17 protein-coding genes and 3 tRNA genes are annotated in these 22,740 nt (G+C 35.0%); 11 read left to right on the forward strand and 9 right to left on the reverse strand.

Annotated features, from left to right (window positions below):
• Positions 1 to 8 precede the first annotated feature (8 nt).
• Positions 9 to 1,034, reverse strand: coding sequence for a tryptophan--tRNA ligase (gene trpS, locus SMIDD28_RS10080; RefSeq protein WP_061425836.1), 1,026 nt, complete (start codon positions 1,032 to 1,034; stop codon positions 9 to 11).
• 205 nt (positions 1,035 to 1,239) lie between these two features.
• Between trpS and SMIDD28_RS10085 the strand changes: the two genes are divergently transcribed.
• Together SMIDD28_RS10085 and SMIDD28_RS10090 are read left to right on the forward strand one after the other, a co-directional pair.
• Complete coding sequence (locus tag SMIDD28_RS10085) at positions 1,240 to 2,862, forward strand: ATP-binding cassette domain-containing protein (protein ID WP_061425837.1); 1,623 nt, start codon at positions 1,240 to 1,242, stop codon at positions 2,860 to 2,862.
• A gap of 61 nt (positions 2,863 to 2,923) precedes the next feature.
• Positions 2,924 to 5,467: a YfhO family protein gene (locus SMIDD28_RS10090; protein WP_061425838.1), complete on the forward strand. Its 2,544-nt coding sequence runs from the start codon at positions 2,924 to 2,926 to the stop codon at positions 5,465 to 5,467.
• Between the two features lie 28 nt (positions 5,468 to 5,495).
• On the opposite strand, the gene SMIDD28_RS10095 is transcribed toward SMIDD28_RS10090, so the two are convergent.
• Positions 5,496 to 8,138: a YhgE/Pip domain-containing protein gene (locus SMIDD28_RS10095; RefSeq protein ID WP_061425839.1), complete on the reverse strand. Its 2,643-nt coding sequence runs from the start codon at positions 8,136 to 8,138 to the stop codon at positions 5,496 to 5,498.
• A 127-nt stretch (positions 8,139 to 8,265) separates the two neighbouring features.
• Here SMIDD28_RS10095 and SMIDD28_RS10100 point away from each other — a divergent pair, with 127 nt between their 5' ends.
• Positions 8,266 to 8,808, forward strand: coding sequence for a TetR/AcrR family transcriptional regulator (locus SMIDD28_RS10100; protein ID WP_061425840.1), 543 nt, complete (start codon positions 8,266 to 8,268; stop codon positions 8,806 to 8,808).
• Between the two features lie 40 nt (positions 8,809 to 8,848).
• Here SMIDD28_RS10100 and SMIDD28_RS10105 read toward each other — a convergent pair.
• The 7 genes from SMIDD28_RS10105 to rlmH form a co-directional block, all read right to left on the reverse strand.
• Positions 8,849 to 8,922, reverse strand: a tRNA-Asn gene (locus SMIDD28_RS10105).
• A 5-nt stretch (positions 8,923 to 8,927) separates the two neighbouring features.
• Positions 8,928 to 8,999: transfer RNA gene (locus SMIDD28_RS10110), tRNA-Glu, on the reverse strand.
• Between the two features lie 51 nt (positions 9,000 to 9,050).
• Complete coding sequence (comE, locus tag SMIDD28_RS10115) at positions 9,051 to 9,803, reverse strand: competence system response regulator transcription factor ComE (RefSeq protein ID WP_000866069.1); 753 nt, start codon at positions 9,801 to 9,803, stop codon at positions 9,051 to 9,053.
• The gene (gene comD, locus SMIDD28_RS10120; protein WP_061425841.1) at positions 9,800 to 11,125 is read right to left on the reverse strand and encodes a competence system sensor histidine kinase ComD; all 1,326 of its coding nucleotides are present in this window, start codon (positions 11,123 to 11,125) and stop codon (positions 9,800 to 9,802) included. Before comD ends, comE begins: the two co-directional genes overlap by 4 nt.
• A gap of 20 nt (positions 11,126 to 11,145) precedes the next feature.
• Entirely contained in the window at positions 11,146 to 11,271 is a 126-nt protein-coding gene (gene comC, locus SMIDD28_RS10125; protein ID WP_000799683.1) for a competence-stimulating peptide ComC, read from the reverse strand.
• Between the two features lie 163 nt (positions 11,272 to 11,434).
• A tRNA-Arg gene (locus SMIDD28_RS10130) sits at positions 11,435 to 11,508 on the reverse strand.
• Positions 11,509 to 11,551: 43 nt separating this feature from the next.
• Entirely contained in the window at positions 11,552 to 12,031 is a 480-nt protein-coding gene (rlmH, locus tag SMIDD28_RS10135) for a 23S rRNA (pseudouridine(1915)-N(3))-methyltransferase RlmH (RefSeq protein WP_061425842.1), read from the reverse strand.
• A gap of 182 nt (positions 12,032 to 12,213) precedes the next feature.
• Here rlmH and SMIDD28_RS10140 point away from each other — a divergent pair, with 182 nt between their 5' ends.
• The 8 genes from SMIDD28_RS10140 (at position 12,214) to mfd (ending at position 22,691) form a co-directional block, all read left to right on the forward strand.
• On the forward strand, positions 12,214 to 13,395 hold the full coding sequence (locus SMIDD28_RS10140; protein WP_061425843.1) for a serine protease HtrA: 1,182 nt from the start codon (positions 12,214 to 12,216) through the stop codon (positions 13,393 to 13,395).
• A 57-nt stretch (positions 13,396 to 13,452) separates the two neighbouring features.
• On the forward strand, positions 13,453 to 14,211 hold the full coding sequence (locus SMIDD28_RS10145; RefSeq protein WP_061425844.1) for a ParB/RepB/Spo0J family partition protein: 759 nt from the start codon (positions 13,453 to 13,455) through the stop codon (positions 14,209 to 14,211).
• A 212-nt stretch (positions 14,212 to 14,423) separates the two neighbouring features.
• Positions 14,424 to 15,785 carry a chromosomal replication initiator protein DnaA gene (dnaA, locus tag SMIDD28_RS10150; RefSeq protein ID WP_061425845.1) on the forward strand — a complete coding sequence of 454 codons (1,362 nt, stop codon included), beginning with the start codon at positions 14,424 to 14,426 and terminating at the stop codon, positions 15,783 to 15,785.
• 158 nt (positions 15,786 to 15,943) lie between these two features.
• Positions 15,944 to 17,080, forward strand: coding sequence for a DNA polymerase III subunit beta (dnaN, locus tag SMIDD28_RS10155; protein ID WP_061425846.1), 1,137 nt, complete (start codon positions 15,944 to 15,946; stop codon positions 17,078 to 17,080).
• A gap of 64 nt (positions 17,081 to 17,144) precedes the next feature.
• Positions 17,145 to 17,339, forward strand: a complete 195-nt coding sequence (locus SMIDD28_RS10160) for a DUF951 domain-containing protein (RefSeq protein ID WP_000285186.1) — start codon at positions 17,145 to 17,147, stop codon at positions 17,337 to 17,339.
• Positions 17,340 to 17,423: 84 nt separating this feature from the next.
• Entirely contained in the window at positions 17,424 to 18,539 is a 1,116-nt protein-coding gene (gene ychF, locus SMIDD28_RS10165) for a redox-regulated ATPase YchF (RefSeq protein ID WP_061425847.1), read from the forward strand.
• A gap of 72 nt (positions 18,540 to 18,611) precedes the next feature.
• Positions 18,612 to 19,181 (forward strand): aminoacyl-tRNA hydrolase, encoded by a 570-nt coding sequence (gene pth, locus SMIDD28_RS10170; protein WP_061425848.1) that lies wholly within the window; start codon positions 18,612 to 18,614, stop codon positions 19,179 to 19,181.
• Positions 19,182 to 22,691 (forward strand): transcription-repair coupling factor, encoded by a 3,510-nt coding sequence (gene mfd / locus SMIDD28_RS10175; RefSeq protein WP_061425849.1) that lies wholly within the window; start codon positions 19,182 to 19,184, stop codon positions 22,689 to 22,691.
• The last annotated feature ends 49 nt before the right edge of the window (positions 22,692 to 22,740 follow it).

Below are 22,740 nucleotides of genomic sequence, written 5' to 3' on the forward strand. Positions count from 1 at the left end.
ATATAAAATTAATTAAAATATTGAAGCCCCATTGCTCCCTTGACTTCAGATAATGTTTTTCCTGCAACTTCTCGTGCATGTTGACTACCTTTTTGAAGCATATTATAAACTTCCCCCATATCCTTGGCAAACTCAATACGGCGCTCACGAATCGGACCTAGTTCTCTTTCTAAAATTTCAAGTAGATAACGCTTGGTCCTCACATCACCAAGACCTCCTCGTTGATAGTGTTCTTTCATATCTGCTATTTCTTTAGCATCCTCAGGGCGACTAAAAACATCTAGATAATGGAAAACCATATTCCCTTCGATTTTTCCTGGATCCTCAACTTTAACATGATTTGGATCTGTATACATGCTCATTACTTTCTTACGTAAAGTATCCGCATCATCAGCTAGATAAATACCATTATTGAGAGACTTAGACATTTTAGCATTCCCATCTAGGCCAGGTAGACGACCTGCTCCCTCATTTTCTGGATAAATACCTTCCGGTTCTACCAAGACATCACAGTTATATGCATTGTTAAAAGAACGAACAATTTCACGAGTCTGCTCAATCATTGGTTTCTGATCTGTCCCAACAGGAACATAATTAGCCTTGAAAGCTGTGATATCAGCTGCTTGAGCTATTGGATAGACCAAGAATCCTGTCGGAATACTTTCTCCAAATCCTTTCTGTGCAATTTCTGTCTTGACAGTTGGATTACGCTCCAGACGTGCTAATGAAACTAGATTCATATAGTACATAGATAGTTCAGCCAACTCTGGAATCTGGCTTTGAATAAAGATTGTCGATTTACTTGGATCCAATCCAACTGCAAGATAATCCAAAGCCACATTTCCGATAGACTCTACAATGGTTTGAGGATCTTTGGCATGATCTGTCAAAGCTTGTTGGTCAGCCAAGAACACAAACATGTCATACTTATCCTCTTCCTGTAATAATACTCGATTTTTGAGACTTCCAACATAATGCCCAATATGCAATTTTCCTGTTGGACGGTCTCCTGTTAAAATAATGGGTTTAGTCATTTTATTCTCCTTCGATATAGTCCCTTCAATTATAGCATTTTTTTAATGAAATAACTGCAATTTATTAAAATAAATCAACCTTGCTATTTACGGATTCGTGTAAAGCATAATGTAAATGTAATTTACACAAAATTGACAGATAAAAATTTGAATATTTCCGTATTTTCTAGTAGAATAAATATATTACACATATAGGAGAAAAACGTTGCTTACAGTATCTGATGTTTCACTACGTTTTAGTGATCGCAAACTTTTTGATGATGTCAATATCAAATTTACAGAAGGAAATACTTATGGATTAATCGGTGCTAATGGTGCCGGAAAATCAACCTTTTTAAAAATTTTAGCTGGAGATATCGAACCTACTACTGGTCACATCTCTCTTGGTCCAGATGAACGTCTCTCTGTTCTTCGTCAAAATCACTTTGACTATGAAGATGAACGTGCCATTGATGTTGTTATCATGGGAAATGAAAAACTTTATAGCATCATGAAAGAGAAAGATGCCATCTACATGAAGGAAGATTTCTCAGACGAAGATGGAGTGCGTGCTGCCGAACTCGAAGGAGAGTTTGCCGAGCTTGGAGGCTGGGAAGCAGAGAGTGAAGCCTCTCAACTCCTTCAAAACCTAAATATCCCAGAAGAATTGCACTATCAAAATATGAGTGAATTGGCTAACGGTGAGAAAGTAAAGGTTCTCCTCGCCAAAGCACTTTTTGGTAAACCAGATGTTCTTCTCTTGGACGAGCCAACTAACGGTTTGGATATCCAATCTATTACTTGGCTAGAAGACTTCTTGATTGACTTTGATAACACGGTTATCGTGGTGTCCCATGACCGTCACTTCTTAAATAAAGTATGTACACACATGGCCGATCTTGATTTTGGAAAAATCAAACTCTATGTTGGAAACTATGACTTCTGGAAAGAATCCTCAGAACTTGCTGCTAAATTGCTAGCAGACCGTAATGCTAAAGCAGAAGAAAAAATTAAACAATTGCAAGAATTCGTTGCTCGTTTCTCTGCAAATGCTTCTAAATCAAGACAAGCAACATCACGTAAGAAAATGCTTGATAAAATTGAACTTGAAGAAATTGTGCCATCTAGTCGTAAATATCCATTTATCAACTTTAAAGCGGAACGTGAAATTGGTAATGACCTCTTGACAGTGGAAAATCTAACTGTAAAGATTGATGGTGAGACTATTTTAGATAACATCAACTTTATCTTGCGTCCAGGTGATAAGACAGCGCTTATTGGACAAAATGACATCCAAACGACTGCATTAATTCGTGCAATCATGGGGGACATTGACTATGAAGGAACTGTCAAGTGGGGAGTAACTACTAGCCGTTCTTACTTGCCAAAAGATAACTCGGCCGATTTTGCAGGGGGAGAATCGATTCTTGACTGGTTGCGTCAATTCGCAAGTAAAGAAGAAGATGACAATACTTTCCTACGTGGCTTCCTCGGCCGTATGCTCTTCTCTGGAGATGAGGTTAACAAACCTGTCAACGTCTTGTCAGGGGGGGAAAAAGTTCGTGTCATGCTTTCAAAACTCATGCTCTTAAAATCAAATGTTCTTGTCCTCGATGATCCAACCAATCACTTGGACTTAGAATCTATCTCAAGCTTGAATGATGGATTGAAAAACTTTAAAGAATCAATCATCTTTGCCAGTCATGACCACGAGTTTATTCAAACTCTAGCTAACCATATCATTGTCTTATCTAAAAATGGCGTCATTGACCGTATCGATGAAACCTACGATGAATTCCTAGAAAATGCAGAAGTACAAGCAAAAGTTAAAGAACTTTGGAAAGACTAAATAAAACTTCAAAACTCAGTTGGGTTAACCAGCTGAGTTTTCTAACATTTTATGAGGTAACATGAAATTATTTTTTAAAACATATTGGACCTATTTTGTTTCTTTCATCATTCCCGTAATCATTATGATAGGAGTATACCTATCTCAAGGTATCTACTGGAATAGTGACACCTCTCCTCTATTAGGAGATGGGTTTCATCAATACGTTATTTTTGATGTAGCTTTACGAAATATCCTATATGGAAATGGTAGTTTGTTTTACACCTTTACAAGTGGCCTCGGATTGAATTTCTATGCCCTATCTAGTTATTACTTAGGTAGTTTCTTTTCACCACTAGTTTACTTTTTTGATCTAACTAATATGCCAGATGCTGTCTATATGACAACTCTCTTAAAATTTGGATTGATTGGACTGTCAACTTACTTTAGTTTAAATAATTTATTTCAATCGATTCCTAAGCCTTTAAAACTAGCCTTATCTACTTCATATGCTCTGATGAGTTTCTCTGTCAGTCAATTAGAGATAAAAACCTGGCTAGATGTTTTTATCTTGATTCCTTTAATTATCACTGGTTTACATCTACTGATAACTGAAAAGAAATTCCTATTGTACTTTACAAGTCTGTCAATTTTGTTTATTCAAAATTATTATTTTGGCTATATGACAGCATTGTTTCTTATTTTCTGGTATCTCTGTCAAATTTCGTGGGACTTTAAAACCCGAAAATCATCTTTTCTTGATTTCATAATCATCTCCATTTTAGCTGGTATGGCTAGTTTGATTATGACTCTTCCCACTCTGTTTGATTTACAGACACATGGGGAAAAATTAACTGAAGTTACAAAGTTTCAAACTGAAAGTAGCTGGTATCTTGATCTCTTTGCTAAGCAATTCATCGGTTCCTTTGATACAACCAAGTATGGGGCTATTCCAATGATTTTTGTTGGACTACTTCCCTTTATTTTGACCATTTTATTTTTTACGCTGAAATCCATTAAGTTTCACGTGAAACTTATCTATGCAATTTTCTTTGCATTTCTAATTGCTAGCTTTTATATTGAAGCTCTTGATTTATTTTGGCAAGGCATGCATACTCCAAATATGTTTTTACATCGCTATGCTTGGATTTTCTCTACCTTGTTAATTTACACAACATCGGAAGTCTTAAATCGTCTGAAAGAACTTAAAGTCTGGAATTTTTTAGTTTCGCTTTTTCTCCTAGTAACAGGATTTTTAGCTACCATCTATCTAAAATCACATTATTCTTTTTTAACAGATTTGAATATTCTGCTGACTCTTGAATTTTTAGTTGTCTATTCTCTTTTACTCCTTGCAGTTATCAAAAAGTTTATCTCTGTAAAACTGTTTGCCTTTCTAATCTCTTTATTTATAATGGTTGAAATGAGTTTAAATGCTTTATCTCAAATAGACGGAATTGCTAAGGAATGGGGATTTGCTTCTCGAAGTGCATATAGTAGAGATATCCCAGCTATGGAATCTTTCTCAACATATATCGGGAATCAATTTACTCGTAGTGAGAAACTAGAAACTCAAACAGGAAATGACAGTATGAAATTCAACTACAATGGAATCTCTCAATTTTCATCTGTTCGAAATCGTTCAGCAAGCTCTACTTTGGATAAACTTGGGTTTAAATCATCTGGGACCAATCTCAATCTCCGTTATGCCAATAATAGTATTTTGGCTGATAGTTTATTTGGTATCCAGTACAATATCTCAGAAAACCCTATTGATAAGTATGGTTTCCAAGTTGTATATCAAAAAGATAATCTTACCCTATATGAAAATCAATACTCTCTTCCAATTGCATTTGCTAGTCAATCTGTTTACAATGATGTCAAGTTCAATGAACACACTTTGGATAATCAAGCCTCGTTTTTAAATCAACTTGCTAACGTCGATTTTGATTATTTTTCTCCAATCCCTTATGACAAAACAGAAAATACTGATGATTTGATTAGTGTTACAAGTTCTTCAAATGAGGATGCAGCAATCCAGTATCAAATTGAAGTACCAGAAAACAGCCAAGTTTATCTTTCTTTCACAAATCTTCACTTTTCTAATGATAAACAAAAGAAGGTTGACATCCTTGTAAATGGTGAAAAAAAGACTTTTACAACTGATAATGTCTTCTCCTTCTTTAGTATAGGCTATACAAAAGAGAAAAAAACGTTCAATATCAATGTTAGTTCCCCTGGAAATTCACAAGTATCATTTGAATCTCCTACCTTCTATCGTTTAGATACCAAAACTTTCACCGAGGCAATTCAAAAAATTAAAGAACAGCCTGTAACAGTATCAACTTCTAAAAACAAGGTTTTTGCTACATATGATGTTCAACAAGATACATCTATTTTCTTCACCATTCCTTATGACAAAGGTTGGTCTGCCTACCAAGATGGTAAAAAAATAGAAATTAAACAAGCTCAAACTGGCTTTATGAAAGTTGATATTCCTAAGGGGAAAGGAACTATTACACTTTCCTTTATTCCCAATGGTTTTATTACTGGAGCAATTTGTTCCTTTACTTCTCTCTTACTATTTGGAACCTATAATCACAGACGAAAGTCATCTAAGGCATAAAAAATCGACCAATTAATCGGTCGATTTTTTAATCTTCTTCCATTTTCTTAGGTTGATAGGCTAGCATACCTAAACCAATAAATAGGGCTAATATCACAACAAGGAAAATGACTTGATGATGAATATTTCCTGTCATAGAGATTGTTTGTCGTAATCCAGAAACTGAATAACTCATTGGTAACCAAGGATTGATGGCTCTAAAGAAATCATTTGTCAAAGCAAGTGGGTAAGTACCTGCACTTGATGCTAACTGTAATAAAAGCAAAATAAGAGAAAAGAAAGCTCCTATACGGCTATTCCATGTTGTTAAAGCAGTCACCATGGACATGAATACTAAACTTGTTAGGATAATGAGAATAAATGTTCTCATCTCATGATTAGCCGTTAGACCAATAAGATGAACTCCTCCATATACCAAAATTCCTGCCAAAACAGCTATAATACCATTTATTTCAGCTCTAGATTTCAACCAAGCCCAACGGCTCTCTGGATGACGTCCTGAAGGCAGCTTCGCAAAGATCATATTCGTTGATATTGCTGCAACAAAGAGAGCAACTGATATCATATAAGGAGCCATTGCAATTCCATTTACAGGAACTTGGTCATTGTCAGTTTTGGAGAGACTGAGAGGATTTGACAAAATCTCTGCATTTTTAGATTCTGTTGATGCTGACTTGAGTTGATCGCTAGCATTACCTAATCCTTGTCCTAAAGAAACAACTCCTGTCTGTAAACCTTCCAATCCAGAAGTTAACTTTGTTCCACCTTCTGCTAGTTTCCCAGCTCCATCTGCCAATTTATTAGCTCCACTTTCTAATTGAGAAGCACCTGAAATTAACTGACTAGATTTGTCAGCTAGTTGGCTAGAGCCTGACTGCAATTTATCAACTCCTGCTATCAATTCTTGACTCTTTTGATTCAATTGGTTAGAGCCAGTTGATAATTTTTCAATACCAGACACTAATTCTGGAGTTTTTTCAACTAATTGACCAACTCCTGCTGTCAAGTTAGAAGATTTTTGTGTCAAGGTGTTTGAGCCTGAAACTAGTTGATCCAAACTACCTGTCAAGGTGGCATTTTTTTCACTTAGTTGACTTGCGCCCTGAGAAACTTTATCAACACCTATAGTATATGCCTTTATACCTAATGCAATCGACTGACTGTCAGGAACTAATTTGCTAGTAACAGCTCCTTGTATCTCTGTTAATCCACTTGACAATCCTGTCAAAGAAGTAGAAGCAAGCGGTAATACTTGATTAGCTTGATTTTTTAAAATCGAAAGATTAGAAGATTGATTTTGTAAGTTTTCTAAACTTTCCTGTAAACCTTGTACTAAAGCTACAATTGACTGAGCCGATTGAATACTATCAGTCGAATTTTGAGATACAGAAGCACTTATTTCAGCTTGTTGCTCACTTGTCAATGATTGATAAGCTGCTGTCGATTGAATATTGGCTAATGTAGTTGCTTTTTCAGACTGAGCACTTGCTAACATTTGATTAGAAAGAGATACTATACTTGATAAAACAGAATCTAATTGTTTTGTATCTCCAACATCAATATTTTGAATAACTTGATTTAACCGATTCAGACCAGAAGATAATTGATTAATTTGATCTTTTTTCCCAGACGAAGCATCTAACTTGCTAGAAAGTTGTTGAATCCCTTCACTTAATTGCTCCACACCCATTCGAAGTGTAGCTAATTGATTAGATAACTGATTAGCACCTGTTGCAAGATTTCCCACTCCATTTGTATAGGCACTAACACCAGATGAAAATTGATTAAGACCAGCATTGAGCTGAGAAACACCGCCAGTATAGGACTCTACACCAGTATATAGTTGATTGATTCCTCCTACTAATTCAGGACTTTTAGAAGATAATTGACCTAACCCACTATCTAATTGACTCACTGCACCAGTATATGTAACTAAACCACTATTAAAATTCCCTAAGCCAAGATGAAGTTGTTCGACACCAGAAACATAAGCAGATAATCCTTTAGTAAACTGCTCCGTTCCATTTGAAAATGTTAAACTTGAATCTGCTAAAGAGTGTAGGTTAGTAGTTAATGTTTGACTTCCTGCCACTAACTGATTCGCTCCATCAGTTAATTTTTCACTACCAGAAGCTGCTTGACTCATGCCATCCTTTAAATCGACCATTTTGTTAAGTAAAGCTTTGGTATAGGTCTCGGTTACATTGGTAGAAACATTCTGCTTTAATTGTGTCATAGCAGAATCGCTCATCTTGCTAGCAATAAAACTATGACCACTTGAAGTATGATAATCGATTTGCATTTGCTCTGGATGATCCGTTAAAATAGAAGCTGCTTTTTCAGATAAATCACTTGGTAAAGTTACTACCATATAGTAATCGCCATTTTCTAAACCCTTCTTACCTTCTTCTTCATCTACAAAATGAAAATCCAAGGTTTTATTTTCTTTTAAATTGGACACCATGTCTTTTCCTATAGACATGCTATTACCATTATAGGAAGCCTCTTTATCATTATTGACAACTGCCACAGGTAAGTCCGATAATTTCCCATATGGATCCCACATTGAGGATAAAAATATGATATTGTACAGAGCTGGAATAAGAGAAATCCCTATCATGACAATAATAAAGATTGGTTTTTTAAAAATTGCTTTCCATTCTTTAAACATAGTTTCTCCTTTTTTAAACATATTGTCTAAAATTTTGATATAATAGATTATACATTAAAAAATCTAAATTACAAGATAAAAAATCTATTTTTAGACATATAGTCTAATTTGTTTACAAGGAGGAAATATGCAAGAAAGTAACAAACGCTTAAAAACAAAGCGAACTATTGAAAATGCTATGGTACAATTACTAATGGAACAACCATTTGATCAAATTTCTACTGTCAAGTTAGCAGAAAAAGCCGGAATTAGTCGTTCCAGCTTCTATACGCACTATAAGGATAAGTATGATATGATTGAGCACTATCAAAGTAAGCTATTCCATACATTTGAATATATTTTTCAAAAACATGCTCATCACAAAAAAGATGCTATTTTAGAAGTATTTGAATATCTAGAGTCAGAACCACTTCTGGCTGCTCTGCTTTCTGAAAACGGGACTAAAGAAATTCAAAATTTCTTACGAAATAAACTTCATATCATGCTCAGCACAGATTTACAAAAGCGATTTATGCAACTAAGTCTCAATACCACTGAATTAGAATATAGTAGCATCTATCTAACTCATGCACTTTTTGGTGTCTGTCAAACTTGGATTGCACATGGAAAAAAAGAAAGTCCTCAAGAAATAACAAACTTCCTTATGAAGATGCTTGGTGATACAAATTGATACAAAAAGAGGAACACAGTTGTGTTCCCTTTTATCTATACTCCGCCAGTAGGACTCGAACCTACGACATCATGATTAACAGTCATGCGCTACTACCAACTGAGCTATGGCGGATAAAATAGTCCGTACGGGATTCGAACCCGTGTTACCGCCGTGAAAAGGCGGTGTCTTAACCCCTTGACCAACGGACCTTCTATCTGTAGCAGATATAACCATTATATCAATTTCTTACTAATTGTCAATCACTTTTGAGATTTTTTCTCTAGAATATCTTTTAATTTTCTAATTTTTAATCTTGAAATAGGACAACGATGATCTTCATAGAAAACAACTTCTAGATTCTTTCGGTCAATTTCTCTGATATTGCCTATATTTACCAAAAATGACTTATGAGGAGAATAAAATCGCTGAGTATGTTTGTCCTTTTCCTGAATATCTGTCATTGTTCCATAGAACTCTTTTGCAAAATTCTTACCAATAATGCGTAATTTATGAGAGACCCCTGTCGTTTCAATATACAAAATATCATGGTAAGGAATTTTTAAATCATTCCCCTTGTAATTGTAATCAAAATAATCTACAACATCTTCATTTTCAAGTAACATACTCTTCGTGTAGAAAATATTTTGCTCAATTCTCTTCTTAAACATCTCATCATTGATATCCTTATCAACAAAATCTAGGGCTGATACCTGGTATTTATAGGTAAGAGTCGCAAACTCTGATCGACTGGTGATAAAGACGATAATAGCGTAAGGATTGTAATGACGAATGAGCTGAGCAACCTCAAATCCTTTTTTCTCAATTCCATGAATATCGATATCTAGGAAATAAAGCTGATTTACTTCATCGTTTTCAATGTATTCTTCAAATTCACGGACTTTTCCCGTTGTCTTGTATGATATTGGAATATTCGATTCTTTCGAAATTTCATCCAATATTCTCTCTAGTCTCACTTGATGTTCAATAACATCTTCTAAAATTAAAACTTTCATTCAAATTCCCTCTTAAATCTAATAATTTGTCTAAATGTACTGCCTTCCATCTCTGTTTCTAAAATGATGTTGTTGTACTTATCTAGTAGTTCTTTCACATTATTTAATCCTACCCCGCGATTTCTTCCCTTAGTGGAGAATCCTAAAGCAAATAGATCTCCTGAAGGAGTCATCGTCATTTTACATGAATTCTGAATCACAATAACTGTTTCAGTTTCCATCTTAATAACTGCTACTTCCATCTGCTTTTTATAACTATCAGCCGATCCTTCGACAGCATTATTCAATAAAACGCTCATGATACGAACCAAATCCAATAGTTCAATTGGGAGCTTGGTAATCGTATCTTTTACTTCCAGTGTAAACTCTACACCATTATTTCGAGCATAAACAATTGACTGAGCAACCAAACTTCGTAAAGCTGAATCTTCTATGTTGTTCAAATCAAAGTAAGTGTACTTATCTGAACGCAATTTATGATTTGCTTTGACCAAAACTTCATTGTAAACTCTGTCAATTTCCTGTAAATCACCACTGTCAATTGCCATCTGCATGCTGACAAGCATTCCAGCATAGTCATGTCGAAAACCACGGATTTCATTATACAAGCCAACAATTTCGTCTGTATAATTCTGTAAATGTTTCTGTTCAAATTTCTTCTGCTTCAAAGCAATCTCTTTTTCCATTTGTTCTTTATGAGAATTCATTGCAAAGAAGGTCAAAAGTAACGAGATAAAAACAATAGATGACAAAATACTTCCAAAACTATTCAAATGTTTAACCGTACTTACCATATCTGAAACGAAAGATACAATATGGAGCAGTAGTAAGGCAAAAAATACTTTTTTCAAGAAAGGATAGAGGTAGTCCTTGTCAAAATAGGCTAGTTCCAAATGGAAATAATGAATGATTTTTAAGACAACAAAATAGGTCAACACCGTTACAACGAAAAAGAATGGGTCATGATATTGTGAAACAAAGTTGTCTCCTGTTATAGAGGAGAAAGTTACGGACAGAAAGTTATGAGTGCTCTCATATAAAAGAGATAGTAGTAAACTTAGGAATAGTCCTCTATCCCTCTCATACTGTTTAATCCATCGAAAATAGGAATATAAACCCAAAGGAAATAAAAATCTTTCAATCACTATTTCATCTAAATATAGAAGATAAAAGGAAAGTTCAAGTACTGCTTCTACTAGTAATGTATAGATACCAAAAAAATATAGTTCCTTTGATTTTATTTGACCTTTACAAATTAAACGGTAACTGTGACTAATAATTAAAAAATGACCAATAACTGTCCCAAATCCAAATAAATTCATTACTCTTTCCCCTTATTTTATTACTTTTTTCTTGGGAAAATAAAATCACGGAGGATTTTTGGCAGTCTCATCTCCCCACCTTTAATCTCCTGCAAGTCTTTTTCCTTCAAGGCTACAAACTGTTCCAATTTAACTGTGTTTTTCATAATAAAATCTCCTCAATGTTTTTTCTTGTAAGCTAACTTACAAAAACCATTATACAAAATGGAATTTCATTTTAGATAAAATTCTCTCAACTGTCATTTTTTTCTCCCCAAGTGTACTTTTTTAAGAAAAAAGCCGGGAAAATTCCCAGCTTTGCTACTATATTGATCCCAGCAGGATTCGAACCTGCGACCGTTCGCTTAGAAGGCGAATGCTCTATCCAGCTGAGCTATGAGACCTAATACAATTATTCTACCAAAAATTCAATTAAAAGTCAATTTTCTATTTATGATAGGGTGACCCCTGCTGAATCGTAAAAGCGCGATAGATTTGTTCAACAAGGACTAGTCTCATTAACTGATGGGGCAAGGTTAAACGACCAAAACTGACAGAAAGATTAGCTCTCTTTTTTACATCCTGTGCTAATCCCAGACTCCCTCCAATAATAAAGGTAAGAGTAGAAAATCCTTTTATAGAAGCTTCTTCTAACTGCTTACTAAATTCTTCTGAAGAAAGTGTTTTCCCCTCAATGGCTAACACAATAACAAAATCACGGTCACCAACTTTTGATAAAATTCTCTGACCTTCTATTTCTAAAATCTTTTGATTTTCTGACTCACTGGCCCTATCTGGTATTTTTTCATCTGCCAGCTCAATCATTTCAAGCTTAGCAAATCGAGAAATTCGTTTTGAATACTCCGCGATACCATCTTTTAAATACTTTTCTTTCAGTTTCCCAACTGTTACAACTTTAATTTTCATGACTCTATTCTAACATATTCTCTATTTTTTCACATCTTATTCACAAAATAAAAGGTTAATTTAAACCGAGAAAACCACAGATTTTTGGAAGTTATCCACAATCTGTGTAAAACTTTTATGTTTAAGTTATAATTAAGCTAGTCAGTTTATACTTTCAGTAATTCAAAAATATGGAGGCAAATATGAAACATTTAAAAACATTTTACAAAAAAGGGTTTCAATTATTAGTCGTTATCGTCATTAGCTTTTTTAGTGGAGCCTTGGGTAGTTTTTCAATAACTCAATTAACTCAAAAAAGTAGTGTAAGCAACTCTAACAACAATAGTACTATTACACAAACTGCCTATAAGAACGAAAATTCAACAACACAGGCTGTTAATAAAGTAAAAGATGCTGTTGTTTCTGTTATTACTTATTCAGCAAACAGACAAAATAGCGTATTTGGCAATGATGATACTGACACTGATTCTCAGCAAATCTCTAGTGAAGGATCTGGGGTTATTTATAAAAAGAATGATAAAGAAGCTTACATCGTAACCAATAATCACGTTATAAATGGTGCTAGTAAAGTAGATATTCGTTTGTCAGATGGAACTAAAGTACCTGGAGAAATTGTCGGAGCTGATACTTTCTCTGATATTGCTGTCGTCAAAATCTCTTCAGAAAAAGTTACAACAGTAGCTGAGTTTGGTGATTCTAGCAAGTTAACCGTAGGAGAAACTGCTATTGCCATTGGTAGCCCGTTAGGTTCTGAATATGCAAATACTGTCACTCAAGGTATCGTATCTAGTCTTAATCGAAATGTATCTTTAAAATCTGAAGATGGACAAGCTATTTCTACAAAAGCCATCCAAACTGATACTGCTATTAACCCAGGTAACTCTGGCGGTCCACTGATTAATATTCAAGGACAAGTTATCGGAATTACCTCAAGTAAAATTGCCACAAATGGAGGAACCTCTGTAGAAGGACTTGGTTTCGCAATTCCTGCAAATGATGCTATCAATATTATTGAACAGTTGGAAAAGAACGGAAAAGTGACGCGTCCAGCTTTGGGCATCCAAATGGTCAATCTCTCAAATATTAATACAAGTGATATTAGAAGACTCAATATTCCAAGCAGTGTAACTTCTGGTGTAGTTGTTCGTTCTGTACAAAGTAATATGCCTGCCAATGGTCACCTTGAAAAATACGATGTTATTACCAAAGTAGATGACAAAGAGATTGCTTCATCAACAGACTTACAAAGTGCTCTTTACAATCATTCTATAGGAGACACTATTAAGATAACTTACTATCGTAACGGGAAAGAAGAAATTACATCTATTAAACTTGACAAGAGTTCAGGCGATTTAGAATCTTAGTTGACATCTATGTAAAGAAAGCTTTACATAATAGAAAAGATGTGTTAGTGTAGAATCATGGAAAAATTTGAAATGATTTCTATCACGGATATACAAAAAAATCCCTATCAACCTCGAAAAGAATTTGATGGAGAAAAACTAGATGAACTAGCACAGTCTATCAAAGAAAATGGGGTCATTCAACCGATTATTGTTCGTCAATCTCCTGTTATTGGTTATGAAATCCTTGCAGGAGAGAGACGCTATCGGGCTTCACTTTTAGCTGGTCTAACGTCTATCCCAGCTGTTATTAAACAGCTTTCAGACCAAGAGATGATGGTCCAGTCCATTATTGAAAATTTGCAGAGAGAAAATTTAAACCCAATAGAAGAAGCACGCGCCTATGAATCTCTCGTAGAGAAAGGATTCACCCATGCTGAAATTGCAGATAAAATGGGAAAGTCTCGTCCATATATCAGCAACTCCATTCGTTTGCTTTCCTTGCCAGATGCTATCCTCTCAGAAGTAGAAAATGGCAAACTATCACAAGCTCATGCGCGTTCTCTAGTTGGGTTGAATAAGGAACAACAAGACTATTTCTTTCAACGGATTATAGAAGAAGATATTTCTGTAAGGAAGTTAGAAGCTCTGCTGACAGAGAAAAAACAAAAGAAACTGCAAAAAAATGATCATTTCATACAAAATGAAGAAGAACAGTTAAAAAAACTACTCGGATTAGATGTAGAAATCAAACTATCTAAAAAAGATAGTGGAAAAATCATTATTTCTTTTTCAAACCAAGAAGAATACAGTAGAATTATCAACAGCCTGAAATAAGGCTGTTTTTTTATTTTTTTATCTCACAAGGTTATCCACTATTTTTTTCAATAAAAAGCTTAATAAAACAATAGTTTCTGATTTTATCCCCAACCTGTGGATAAAATTCGATAACATTGTGGATTATTTTTCACAGCTTGTGGAAAATTCTTGCTATCTATGGTAAAATATCTCTAGTATTAAACTTTTAAATAGTAAAGGAGGAGAAAGGATTGAAAGAAAAACAATTTTGGAATCGTATCTTAGAATTTGCGCAAGAAAGACTGACTCGATCCATGTATGATTTCTATGCTATTCAAGCTGAACTCATCAAGGTAGAAGAAAATGTTGCTACTATATTTTTACCCCGATCTGAGATGGAAATGGTCTGGGAAAAACAACTAAAAGATATCATTGTAGTAGCTGGTTTTGAGATTTATGATTCTGAGATAACTCCCCACTATATTTTTACCAAACCTCAAGATACGGCTGTCTCACAGGTTGAAGAAGCTCCAAATTCAACTCTTTATGACTACAGTCCAAAGTTAGCATCTATTCCTTATTCGGATACTGGATTAAAAGAAAAGTATACCTTTGATAATTTTATTCAAGGGGATGGAAATGTTTGGGCTGTATCAGCTGCTTTGGCTGTCTCTGAAGATTTGGCTCTGACCTATAACCCTCTTTTTATCTATGGAGGACCTGGGCTTGGTAAGACTCACTTATTAAACGCTATTGGAAATGAAATTCTAAAAAATATTCCAAATGCGCGTGTTAAATACATTCCTGCCGAAAGCTTTATCAATGACTTTCTTGATCACCTAAGGCTTGGGGAAATGGAAAAGTTTAAAAAAACCTACCGCAGTCTTGATCTTTTGTTAATCGATGATATCCAGTCACTCAGCGGAAAAAAAGTCGCAACTCAGGAAGAATTTTTCAATACCTTTAATGCCCTTCATGACAAGCAAAAACAGATTGTCCTAACCAGTGATCGTAGTCCAAAACATCTAGAAGGGCTCGAGGAGAGGCTTGTCACGCGCTTTAGTTGGGGATTGACACAAACTATCACACCCCCTGACTTTGAAACACGTATTGCCATTTTACAAAGTAAAACGGAACATTTAGGCTACAATTTCCAAAGTGACACTCTAGAATACCTAGCTGGGCAATTTGATTCAAATGTTCGAGACCTTGAAGGAGCTATCAACGACATCACTTTAATTGCCAGAGTAAAAAAAATCAAGGATATCACTATTGATATTGCTGCAGAAGCTATTAGAGCTCGCAAACAAGATGTTAGCCAAATGCTCGTCATCCCAATTGACAAAATCCAAACTGAAGTTGGTAACTTTTATGGTGTTAGCGTCAAAGAAATGAAGGGAAGCAGACGCCTTCAAAATATTGTTTTGGCTCGTCAAGTAGCCATGTATTTATCTAGAGAACTAACAGATAATAGTCTTCCAAAAATTGGGAAGGAATTTGGAGGAAAAGATCATACAACAGTCATTCATGCCCATGCAAAAATTAAATCTTTGATTGATGAAGACGATAATTTACGTTTAGAAATTGAATCAATCAAAAAGAAAATAAAATAACTTGTGGATAACTTTCGCTTTTTTATCTTTTTTATCCACATTTTTTAAACAAGCCAAAAAACTTGGTATGCCTTACTTTTAGTCTGTTTTCCACAGATTTCACAGACTCTATTATTACTATTATCCTTCTAATACTAAAAATAAATAAAGGAGAATCCATGATTCATTTTTCAATTAATAAAAATTTATTTCTACAAGCATTAAATATTACTAAGAGAGCTATTAGTTCTAAAAATGCCATTCCTATTTTATCAACTGTCAAAATTGACGTGACCAACGAAGGTGTTACTTTAATTGGTTCAAATGGTCAGATTTCAATTGAAAATTTTATTTCTCAAAAAAATGAAGATGCTGGTTTGTTAATTACTTCTTTAGGTTCAATTCTTCTTGAAGCTTCTTTCTTCATCAATGTGGTATCTAGTCTACCTGATGTAACTCTTGATTTTAAAGAAATTGAACAAAATCAAATTGTTTTAACCAGTGGAAAATCAGAAATTACCCTCAAAGGAAAAGATAGTGAACAGTACCCACGAATCCAAGAAATTTCAGCAAGCACTCCTTTGGTTCTTGAAACAAAATTACTCAAGAAAATTATCAATGAAACAGCTTTTGCGGCAAGTACACAAGAAAGTCGTCCAATTTTGACAGGTGTTCATTTTGTATTGAGTCAGCACAAGGAGCTAAAAACAGTGGCAACAGACTCTCATCGTCTAAGCCAGAAAAAATTAACGCTTGAAAAAAATAGTGATGATTTTGATGTTGTCATTCCTAGCCGTTCTCTACGCGAATTTTCAGCGGTATTTACAGATGATATTGAAACTGTAGAGATTTTCTTTGCCAATAACCAAATTCTCTTTAGAAGCGAAAATATTAGCTTCTATACTCGTCTCCTAGAAGGAAACTATCCTGATACAGATCGCTTGATTCCAACAGACTTTAACACTACTATTACTTTTGATGTGCTAAACTTACGCCAGTCAATGGAACGTGCTCGTCTTTTATCAAGTGCGACTCAAAATGGTACTGTGAAACTTGAAATTAAAGATGGGGTTGTTAGCGCCCATGTTCACTCTCCAGAAGTTGGTAAAGTAAACGAAGAAATTGATACTGATCAGGTTACTGGTGAAGATTTGACCATTAGTTTTAACCCAACTTATTTGATTGATTCCCTTAAGGCTTTAAATAGCGAAAAGGTGACCATTAGCTTTATCTCAGCTGTTCGTCCATTTACTCTTGTGCCAGCAGACACTGATGAGGACTTCATGCAGCTTATTACACCAGTTCGTACAAATTAAGTGAAAGAGGTTGAGCCTAGCTCGCCTCTTTTATGATATAATCGAAAAAGAAAAGGAGAGTAGTATGTATCAAGTTGGAAATTTTGTTGAAATGAAAAAACCACATGCTTGCACCATCAAGTCAACAGGTAAAAAGGCCAATCGTTGGGAAATTACACGTGTAGGAGCAGATATCAAAATCAAATGCAGTAATTGTGACCATGTTGTCATGATGGGGCGCTATGATTTTGATCGAAAAATGAATAAAATTATTGACTGAACCCCCTTAGTTAGAGGGTTAGCAAGTTTTCCCTTTTTGTGTTATAATATTAGGGATTGAAATGAAAACGGAGAATGAGAAAATATGGCTTTGACAGCAGGTATCGTTGGTTTGCCAAACGTCGGTAAATCAACACTATTTAATGCAATTACAAAAGCAGGAGCAGAGGCAGCAAACTACCCATTTGCGACGATTGATCCAAACGTTGGAATGGTAGAAGTTCCAGATGAACGTCTACAAAAACTAACTGAAATGATTACTCCTAAAAAGACAGTTCCAACAACTTTTGAATTTACAGATATCGCAGGGATTGTAAAAGGAGCTTCAAAAGGAGAAGGGCTAGGGAATAAATTCTTGGCCAATATTCGTGAAGTAGATGCGATTGTTCACGTAGTTCGTGCTTTTGATGATGAAAATGTCATGCGTGAGCAAGGACGTGAAGACGCCTTTGTAGATCCACTTGCAGATATTGATACCATTAACCTAGAATTGATTCTTGCTGACTTAGAATCAGTCAATAAACGTTATGCGCGTGTAGAAAAGATGGCACGCACGCAAAAAGATAAAGAATCTGTGGAAGAATTCAATGTTCTTCAAAAGATTAAACCAGTCCTTGAAGATGGGAAATCAGCTCGTACAATCGAGTTTACAGATGAGGAACAAAAGGTTGTAAAAGGTCTCTTCCTGTTGACGACTAAACCAGTGCTCTATGTTGCTAATGTGGACGAGGATGTGGTTTCAGAACCTGACTCTATCGACTATGTTAAACAAATTCGTAAATTTGCAGCGACAGAAAATGCTGAAGTAGTCGTTATTTCTGCGCGTGCTGAGGAAGAAATTTCTGAGTTAGACGAAGAAGACAAGCAAGAGTTTCTTGAGGCACTTGGTTTGACAGAATCAGGCGTTGACAAGTTGACTCGTGCAGCTTACCACTTACTTGGACTGGGAACTTACTTCACAGCTGGCGAAAAAGAAGTTCGAGCTTGGACATTCAAACGTGGTATGAAGGCTCCTCAAGCAGCTGGTATTATCCACTCAGACTTTGAAAAAGGATTTATTCGTGCGGTAACCATGTCATATGAGGATCTAGTGAAATACGGATCTGAAAAGGCTGTAAAAGAAGCTGGACGCTTGCGTGAAGAAGGAAAAGAATATATCGTTCAAGATGGCGATATTATGGAATTCCGCTTTAATGTCTAAAAAATTTAATGAATAGTATCAATTAGGTTGGAAAAAAATTCCAACCCTTTTGGCTTTTGAAAGGAAAAATAAATGACCAAATTACTTGTAGGCTTGGGAAATCCAGGGGATAAATATTTTGAAACAAAACACAATGTTGGTTTTATATTGATTGATCAACTAGCGAAAAAACAGAATGTCACTTTTACACACGATAAGATATTTCAAGCTGACCTAGCATCCTTTTTCTTCAATGGAGAAAAAATTTATCTTGTTAAACCAACGACATTTATGAATGAAAGTGGAAAAGCGGTTCATGCTTTATTGACTTACTATGGTTTGGATATTGAAGATTTACTCATCATTTACGATGATCTTGATATGGAAGTTGGAAAGATTCGTTTAAGAGCAAAGGGATCCGCAGGTGGTCACAATGGCATTAAGTCTATTATTCAACATATTGGAACTCAGGTCTTTAACCGTGTTAAGATTGGAATTGGAAGACCTAAAAATGGTATGTCAGTTGTTCACCATGTTTTGAGTACGTTTGACAAGGATGATTATATCGGTATTTTACAGTCTATTGACAAGGTTGACGAAGCTATAAATTATTATTTACAAGAGAAAAATTTTGAGAAAACAATGCAGAGGTATAACGGATAAATGGTGACCTTATTAGATTTATTCTCAGAAAATGATCAGATTAAAAAATGGTATCAAAATCTGACAGATAAGAAAAGACAACTAATACTTGGTTTATCAACGTCTACTAAGGCTCTTGCAATTGCAAGCAGTTTAGAAAAAGAAGAGAAGATTGTGTTATTGACGTCCACTTATGGAGACGCAGAAGGGCTTATTAGTGATCTTATTTCTATCTTGGGTGAGGAATTTGTCTATCCGTTTTTGGTAGATGATACTCCTATGGTGGAGTTTTTGATGTCTTCACAAGAAAAAATCATCTCACGGGTTGAAGCCTTGCGTTTTTTGACTAATTCATCTAAGAAAGGGATTTTAGTTTGTAATATTGCAGCAAGTCGATTGTTTTTACCTTCTCCGACTGGATTTAAAGAAAGCATTATAAAAATTGCCGTTGGTGAAGAATATGACCAACACGCGCTTATCCATCAGTTAAAGGAAATTGGCTATCGAAAAGTTACACAAGTACAAACTCAAGGCGAATTTAGTCTGCGAGGAGATATTTTAGATATTTTTGAAATATCCCAGTTAGAACCTTGCCGAATTGAGTTTTTTGGTGATGAAATTGATGGTATCAGGTCGTTTGAAGTCGAGACACAATTATCGAAAGAAAATCAGACAGAACTCACCATCTTTCCAGCTAGTGATATGCTTTTGAGAGAAAAGGATTATCAACGAGGTCAGTTAGCTTTAGAAAAACAAATTTCAAAAACGTTATCACCTATTTTAAAATCATACTTAGAAGAAATTCTTTCAAGTTTTCATCAAAAACAAATTCATTTAGATTCTAGGAAGTTTTTATCTTTGTGTTATGACAAGACATGGACTGTTTTTGACTATATTGAAAAAGATACTCCAATATTCTTTGATGATTATCAGAAATTGATGAATCAGTATGAAATATTTGAAAGAGAACTAGCACAATACTTTACAGAAGAATTACAGAATAGTAAAGCATTTTCTGAGATGCAGTATTTTGCAGATACAGAGCAAATCTATAAAAAACAGAGTCCGGTTACCTTTTTCTCTAATCTACAAAAAGGGTTAGGAAATCTCAAGTTTGACCAAATTTATCAATTTAATCAATATCCTATGCAGGAGTTTTTCAATCAATTTTCTTTTCTAAAAGAAGAAATTGAGAGATACAAAAAAATGGATTACACTATTATCCTGCAATCTAGCAATTCAATGGGAAGTAAAACATTGGAGGATGTGTTAGAGGAATATCAGATTAAATTGGATTCTAGAAATAAGTCAATCATTTGTAAAGAATCTGTAAACTTAATCGAGGGCAATCTCAGACATGGTTTTCATTTTGTAGATGAAAAAATTCTGGTGATCACTGAACATGAGATTTTTCAAAAGAAATTAAAACGTCGTTTTCGAAGACAACATGTTTCAAATGCAGAGCGCTTAAAAGATTATAATGAACTTGAAAAAGGGGACTACGTTGTTCACCATATTCATGGAATTGGTCAATACCTAGGAATTGAAACCATTGAAATCAAAGGAATTCACCGCGATTATGTCAGTGTCCAATACCAAAGTGGAGATAAAATCTCTATCCCAGTAGAACAGATTCATCTACTGTCTAAATATGTTTCAAGTGATGGGAAAGCTCCAAAACTCAATAAATTAAATGATGGTCATTTTAAAAAAGCCAAGCAAAAAGTTAAGAACCAGGTAGAGGATATAGCAGACGATTTAATTAAACTCTATTCTGAGCGTAGTCAGTTGAAAGGTTATGCTTTTTCAGCTGATGATGAAGAGCAAGATGCTTTTGATGATGCCTTTCCTTATGTTGAAACGGATGATCAACTTCGTAGTATCGAGGAAATCAAGAGGGATATGCAGGATTATCATCCCATGGATCGACTTTTAGTTGGGGATGTTGGTTTTGGAAAGACTGAAGTTGCTATGCGTGCAGCCTTTAAGGCAGTCAATGATCACAAACAGGTTGTCGTTCTAGTTCCGACGACGGTTTTAGCGCAACAGCACTATACGAATTTTAAGGAACGATTCCAAAATTTTGCAGTTAATATTGATGTATTGAGTCGCTTTAGAAGTAAAAAAGAGCAGACTGAAACACTTGAAAAATTGAAAAAGGGTCAAGTTGATATTTTGATTGGAACCCATCGTGTTTTGTCAAAAGATGTTGTGTTTGCTGATTTGGGCTTGATGATTATTGATGAGGAACAGCGATTTGGTGTCAAGCATAAGGAAACCTTGAAAGAACTGAAAAAACAAGTAGATGTTCTAACTTTGACAGCAACACCAATTCCTCGTACCCTTCATATGTCTATGCTGGGAATCAGAGATTTGTCTGTTATTGAAACTCCACCGACTAATCGTTATCCAGTGCAAACATATGTTTTGGAAAAGAATGAGAGTGTCATTCGTGATGCTGTTTTGCGTGAAATGGAGCGTGGAGGTCAAGTTTACTACCTTTACAACAAAGTTGACACGATTGACCAGAAGGTTTCAGAATTACAGGAGTTGATTCCAGAGGCTTCGGTTGGTTATGTTCATGGTCGAATGAGTGAAATCCAGTTGGAAAATACTCTACTAGACTTTATTGAGGGACAATACGATATCTTGGTGACGACTACCATTATTGAGACAGGGGTGGACATTCCAAATGCTAATACTTTATTTGTTGAAAATGCGGATCATATGGGCTTGTCAACCTTGTATCAGTTAAGAGGAAGAGTTGGTCGTAGTAATCGTATTGCTTATGCCTATCTCATGTATCGTCCAGAAAAATCAATTAGTGAAGTCTCTGAAAAGAGATTAGAAGCGATTAAAGGATTTACAGAATTGGGATCCGGATTTAAGATTGCTATGCGAGATCTTTCGATTCGTGGAGCAGGAAATCTCCTAGGAAAATCCCAGTCTGGTTTCATTGATTCTGTTGGTTTTGAATTGTATTCGCAGTTACTAGAGGAAGCTATTGCTAAACGAAACGGTAATGCTAGCACTAACACAAGAACCAAAGGGAATGCTGAGTTGATTTTGCAAATTGATGCCTATCTTCCTGATACTTATATTTCTGATCAACGACATAAGATTGAAATTTACAAGAAAATTCGTCAAATTGACAACCGTGTCAATTATGAAGAGTTACAAGAGGAGTTGATAGATCGTTTTGGAGAATACCCAGATGTAGTAGCATATCTTTTAGAGATTGGTTTAGTCAAGTCATATTTGGACAAGGTCTTTGTTCAACGTGTGGAAAGAAAAGATAATAAAATTACAGTTCAATTTGAAAAAGTCACTCAACGATTGTTTTTAGCTCAAGATTATTTTAAAGCTTTATCCGCAACGAACTTAAAATCAGTCATCGCTGAGAATAAGGGATTAATGGAGCTTATATTTGATGTCCAAAATAAGAAAGATTATGAAATTTTAGAGGGTCTGCTGATTTTTGGAGAAAGTTTATTAGAGATAAAAGAGTCTAAGAAAGAAAATTCCATTTGATATTTTTCTTCTATAAAATAGATAAAAATGGTACAATAATAAGTTGAGG

The organism is Streptococcus mitis, assembly GCF_001579045.1.
In the GTDB taxonomy this organism is placed as follows: domain Bacteria; phylum Bacillota; class Bacilli; order Lactobacillales; family Streptococcaceae; genus Streptococcus; species Streptococcus mitis_D.

Bases quoted from the DNA above. Each gene is read 5' to 3' on its own strand.
- trpS (WP_061425836.1), bottom strand. From the start codon at position 1,034: ATGACTAAACCCATTATTTTAACAGGAGACCGTCCAACAGGAAAATTG.
- SMIDD28_RS10090 (WP_061425838.1), top strand. From the start codon at position 2,924: ATGAAATTATTTTTTAAAACATATTGGACCTATTTTGTTTCTTTCATC.
- SMIDD28_RS10095 (WP_061425839.1), bottom strand. From the start codon at position 8,138: ATGTTTAAAGAATGGAAAGCAATTTTTAAAAAACCAATCTTTATTATT.
- SMIDD28_RS10100 (WP_061425840.1), top strand. From the start codon at position 8,266: ATGCAAGAAAGTAACAAACGCTTAAAAACAAAGCGAACTATTGAAAAT.
- comE (WP_000866069.1), bottom strand. From the start codon at position 9,803: ATGAAAGTTTTAATTTTAGAAGATGTTATTGAACATCAAGTGAGACTA.
- comD (WP_061425841.1), bottom strand. From the start codon at position 11,125: ATGAATTTATTTGGATTTGGGACAGTTATTGGTCATTTTTTAATTATT.
- comC (WP_000799683.1), bottom strand. From the start codon at position 11,271: ATGAAAAACACAGTTAAATTGGAACAGTTTGTAGCCTTGAAGGAAAAA.
- rlmH (WP_061425842.1), bottom strand. From the start codon at position 12,031: ATGAAAATTAAAGTTGTAACAGTTGGGAAACTGAAAGAAAAGTATTTA.
- SMIDD28_RS10140 (WP_061425843.1), top strand. From the start codon at position 12,214: ATGAAACATTTAAAAACATTTTACAAAAAAGGGTTTCAATTATTAGTC.
- SMIDD28_RS10145 (WP_061425844.1), top strand. From the start codon at position 13,453: ATGGAAAAATTTGAAATGATTTCTATCACGGATATACAAAAAAATCCC.
- dnaN (WP_061425846.1), top strand. From the start codon at position 15,944: ATGATTCATTTTTCAATTAATAAAAATTTATTTCTACAAGCATTAAAT.
- SMIDD28_RS10160 (WP_000285186.1), top strand. From the start codon at position 17,145: ATGTATCAAGTTGGAAATTTTGTTGAAATGAAAAAACCACATGCTTGC.
- ychF (WP_061425847.1), top strand. From the start codon at position 17,424: ATGGCTTTGACAGCAGGTATCGTTGGTTTGCCAAACGTCGGTAAATCA.
- pth (WP_061425848.1), top strand. From the start codon at position 18,612: ATGACCAAATTACTTGTAGGCTTGGGAAATCCAGGGGATAAATATTTT.
- mfd (WP_061425849.1), top strand. From the start codon at position 19,182: ATGGTGACCTTATTAGATTTATTCTCAGAAAATGATCAGATTAAAAAA.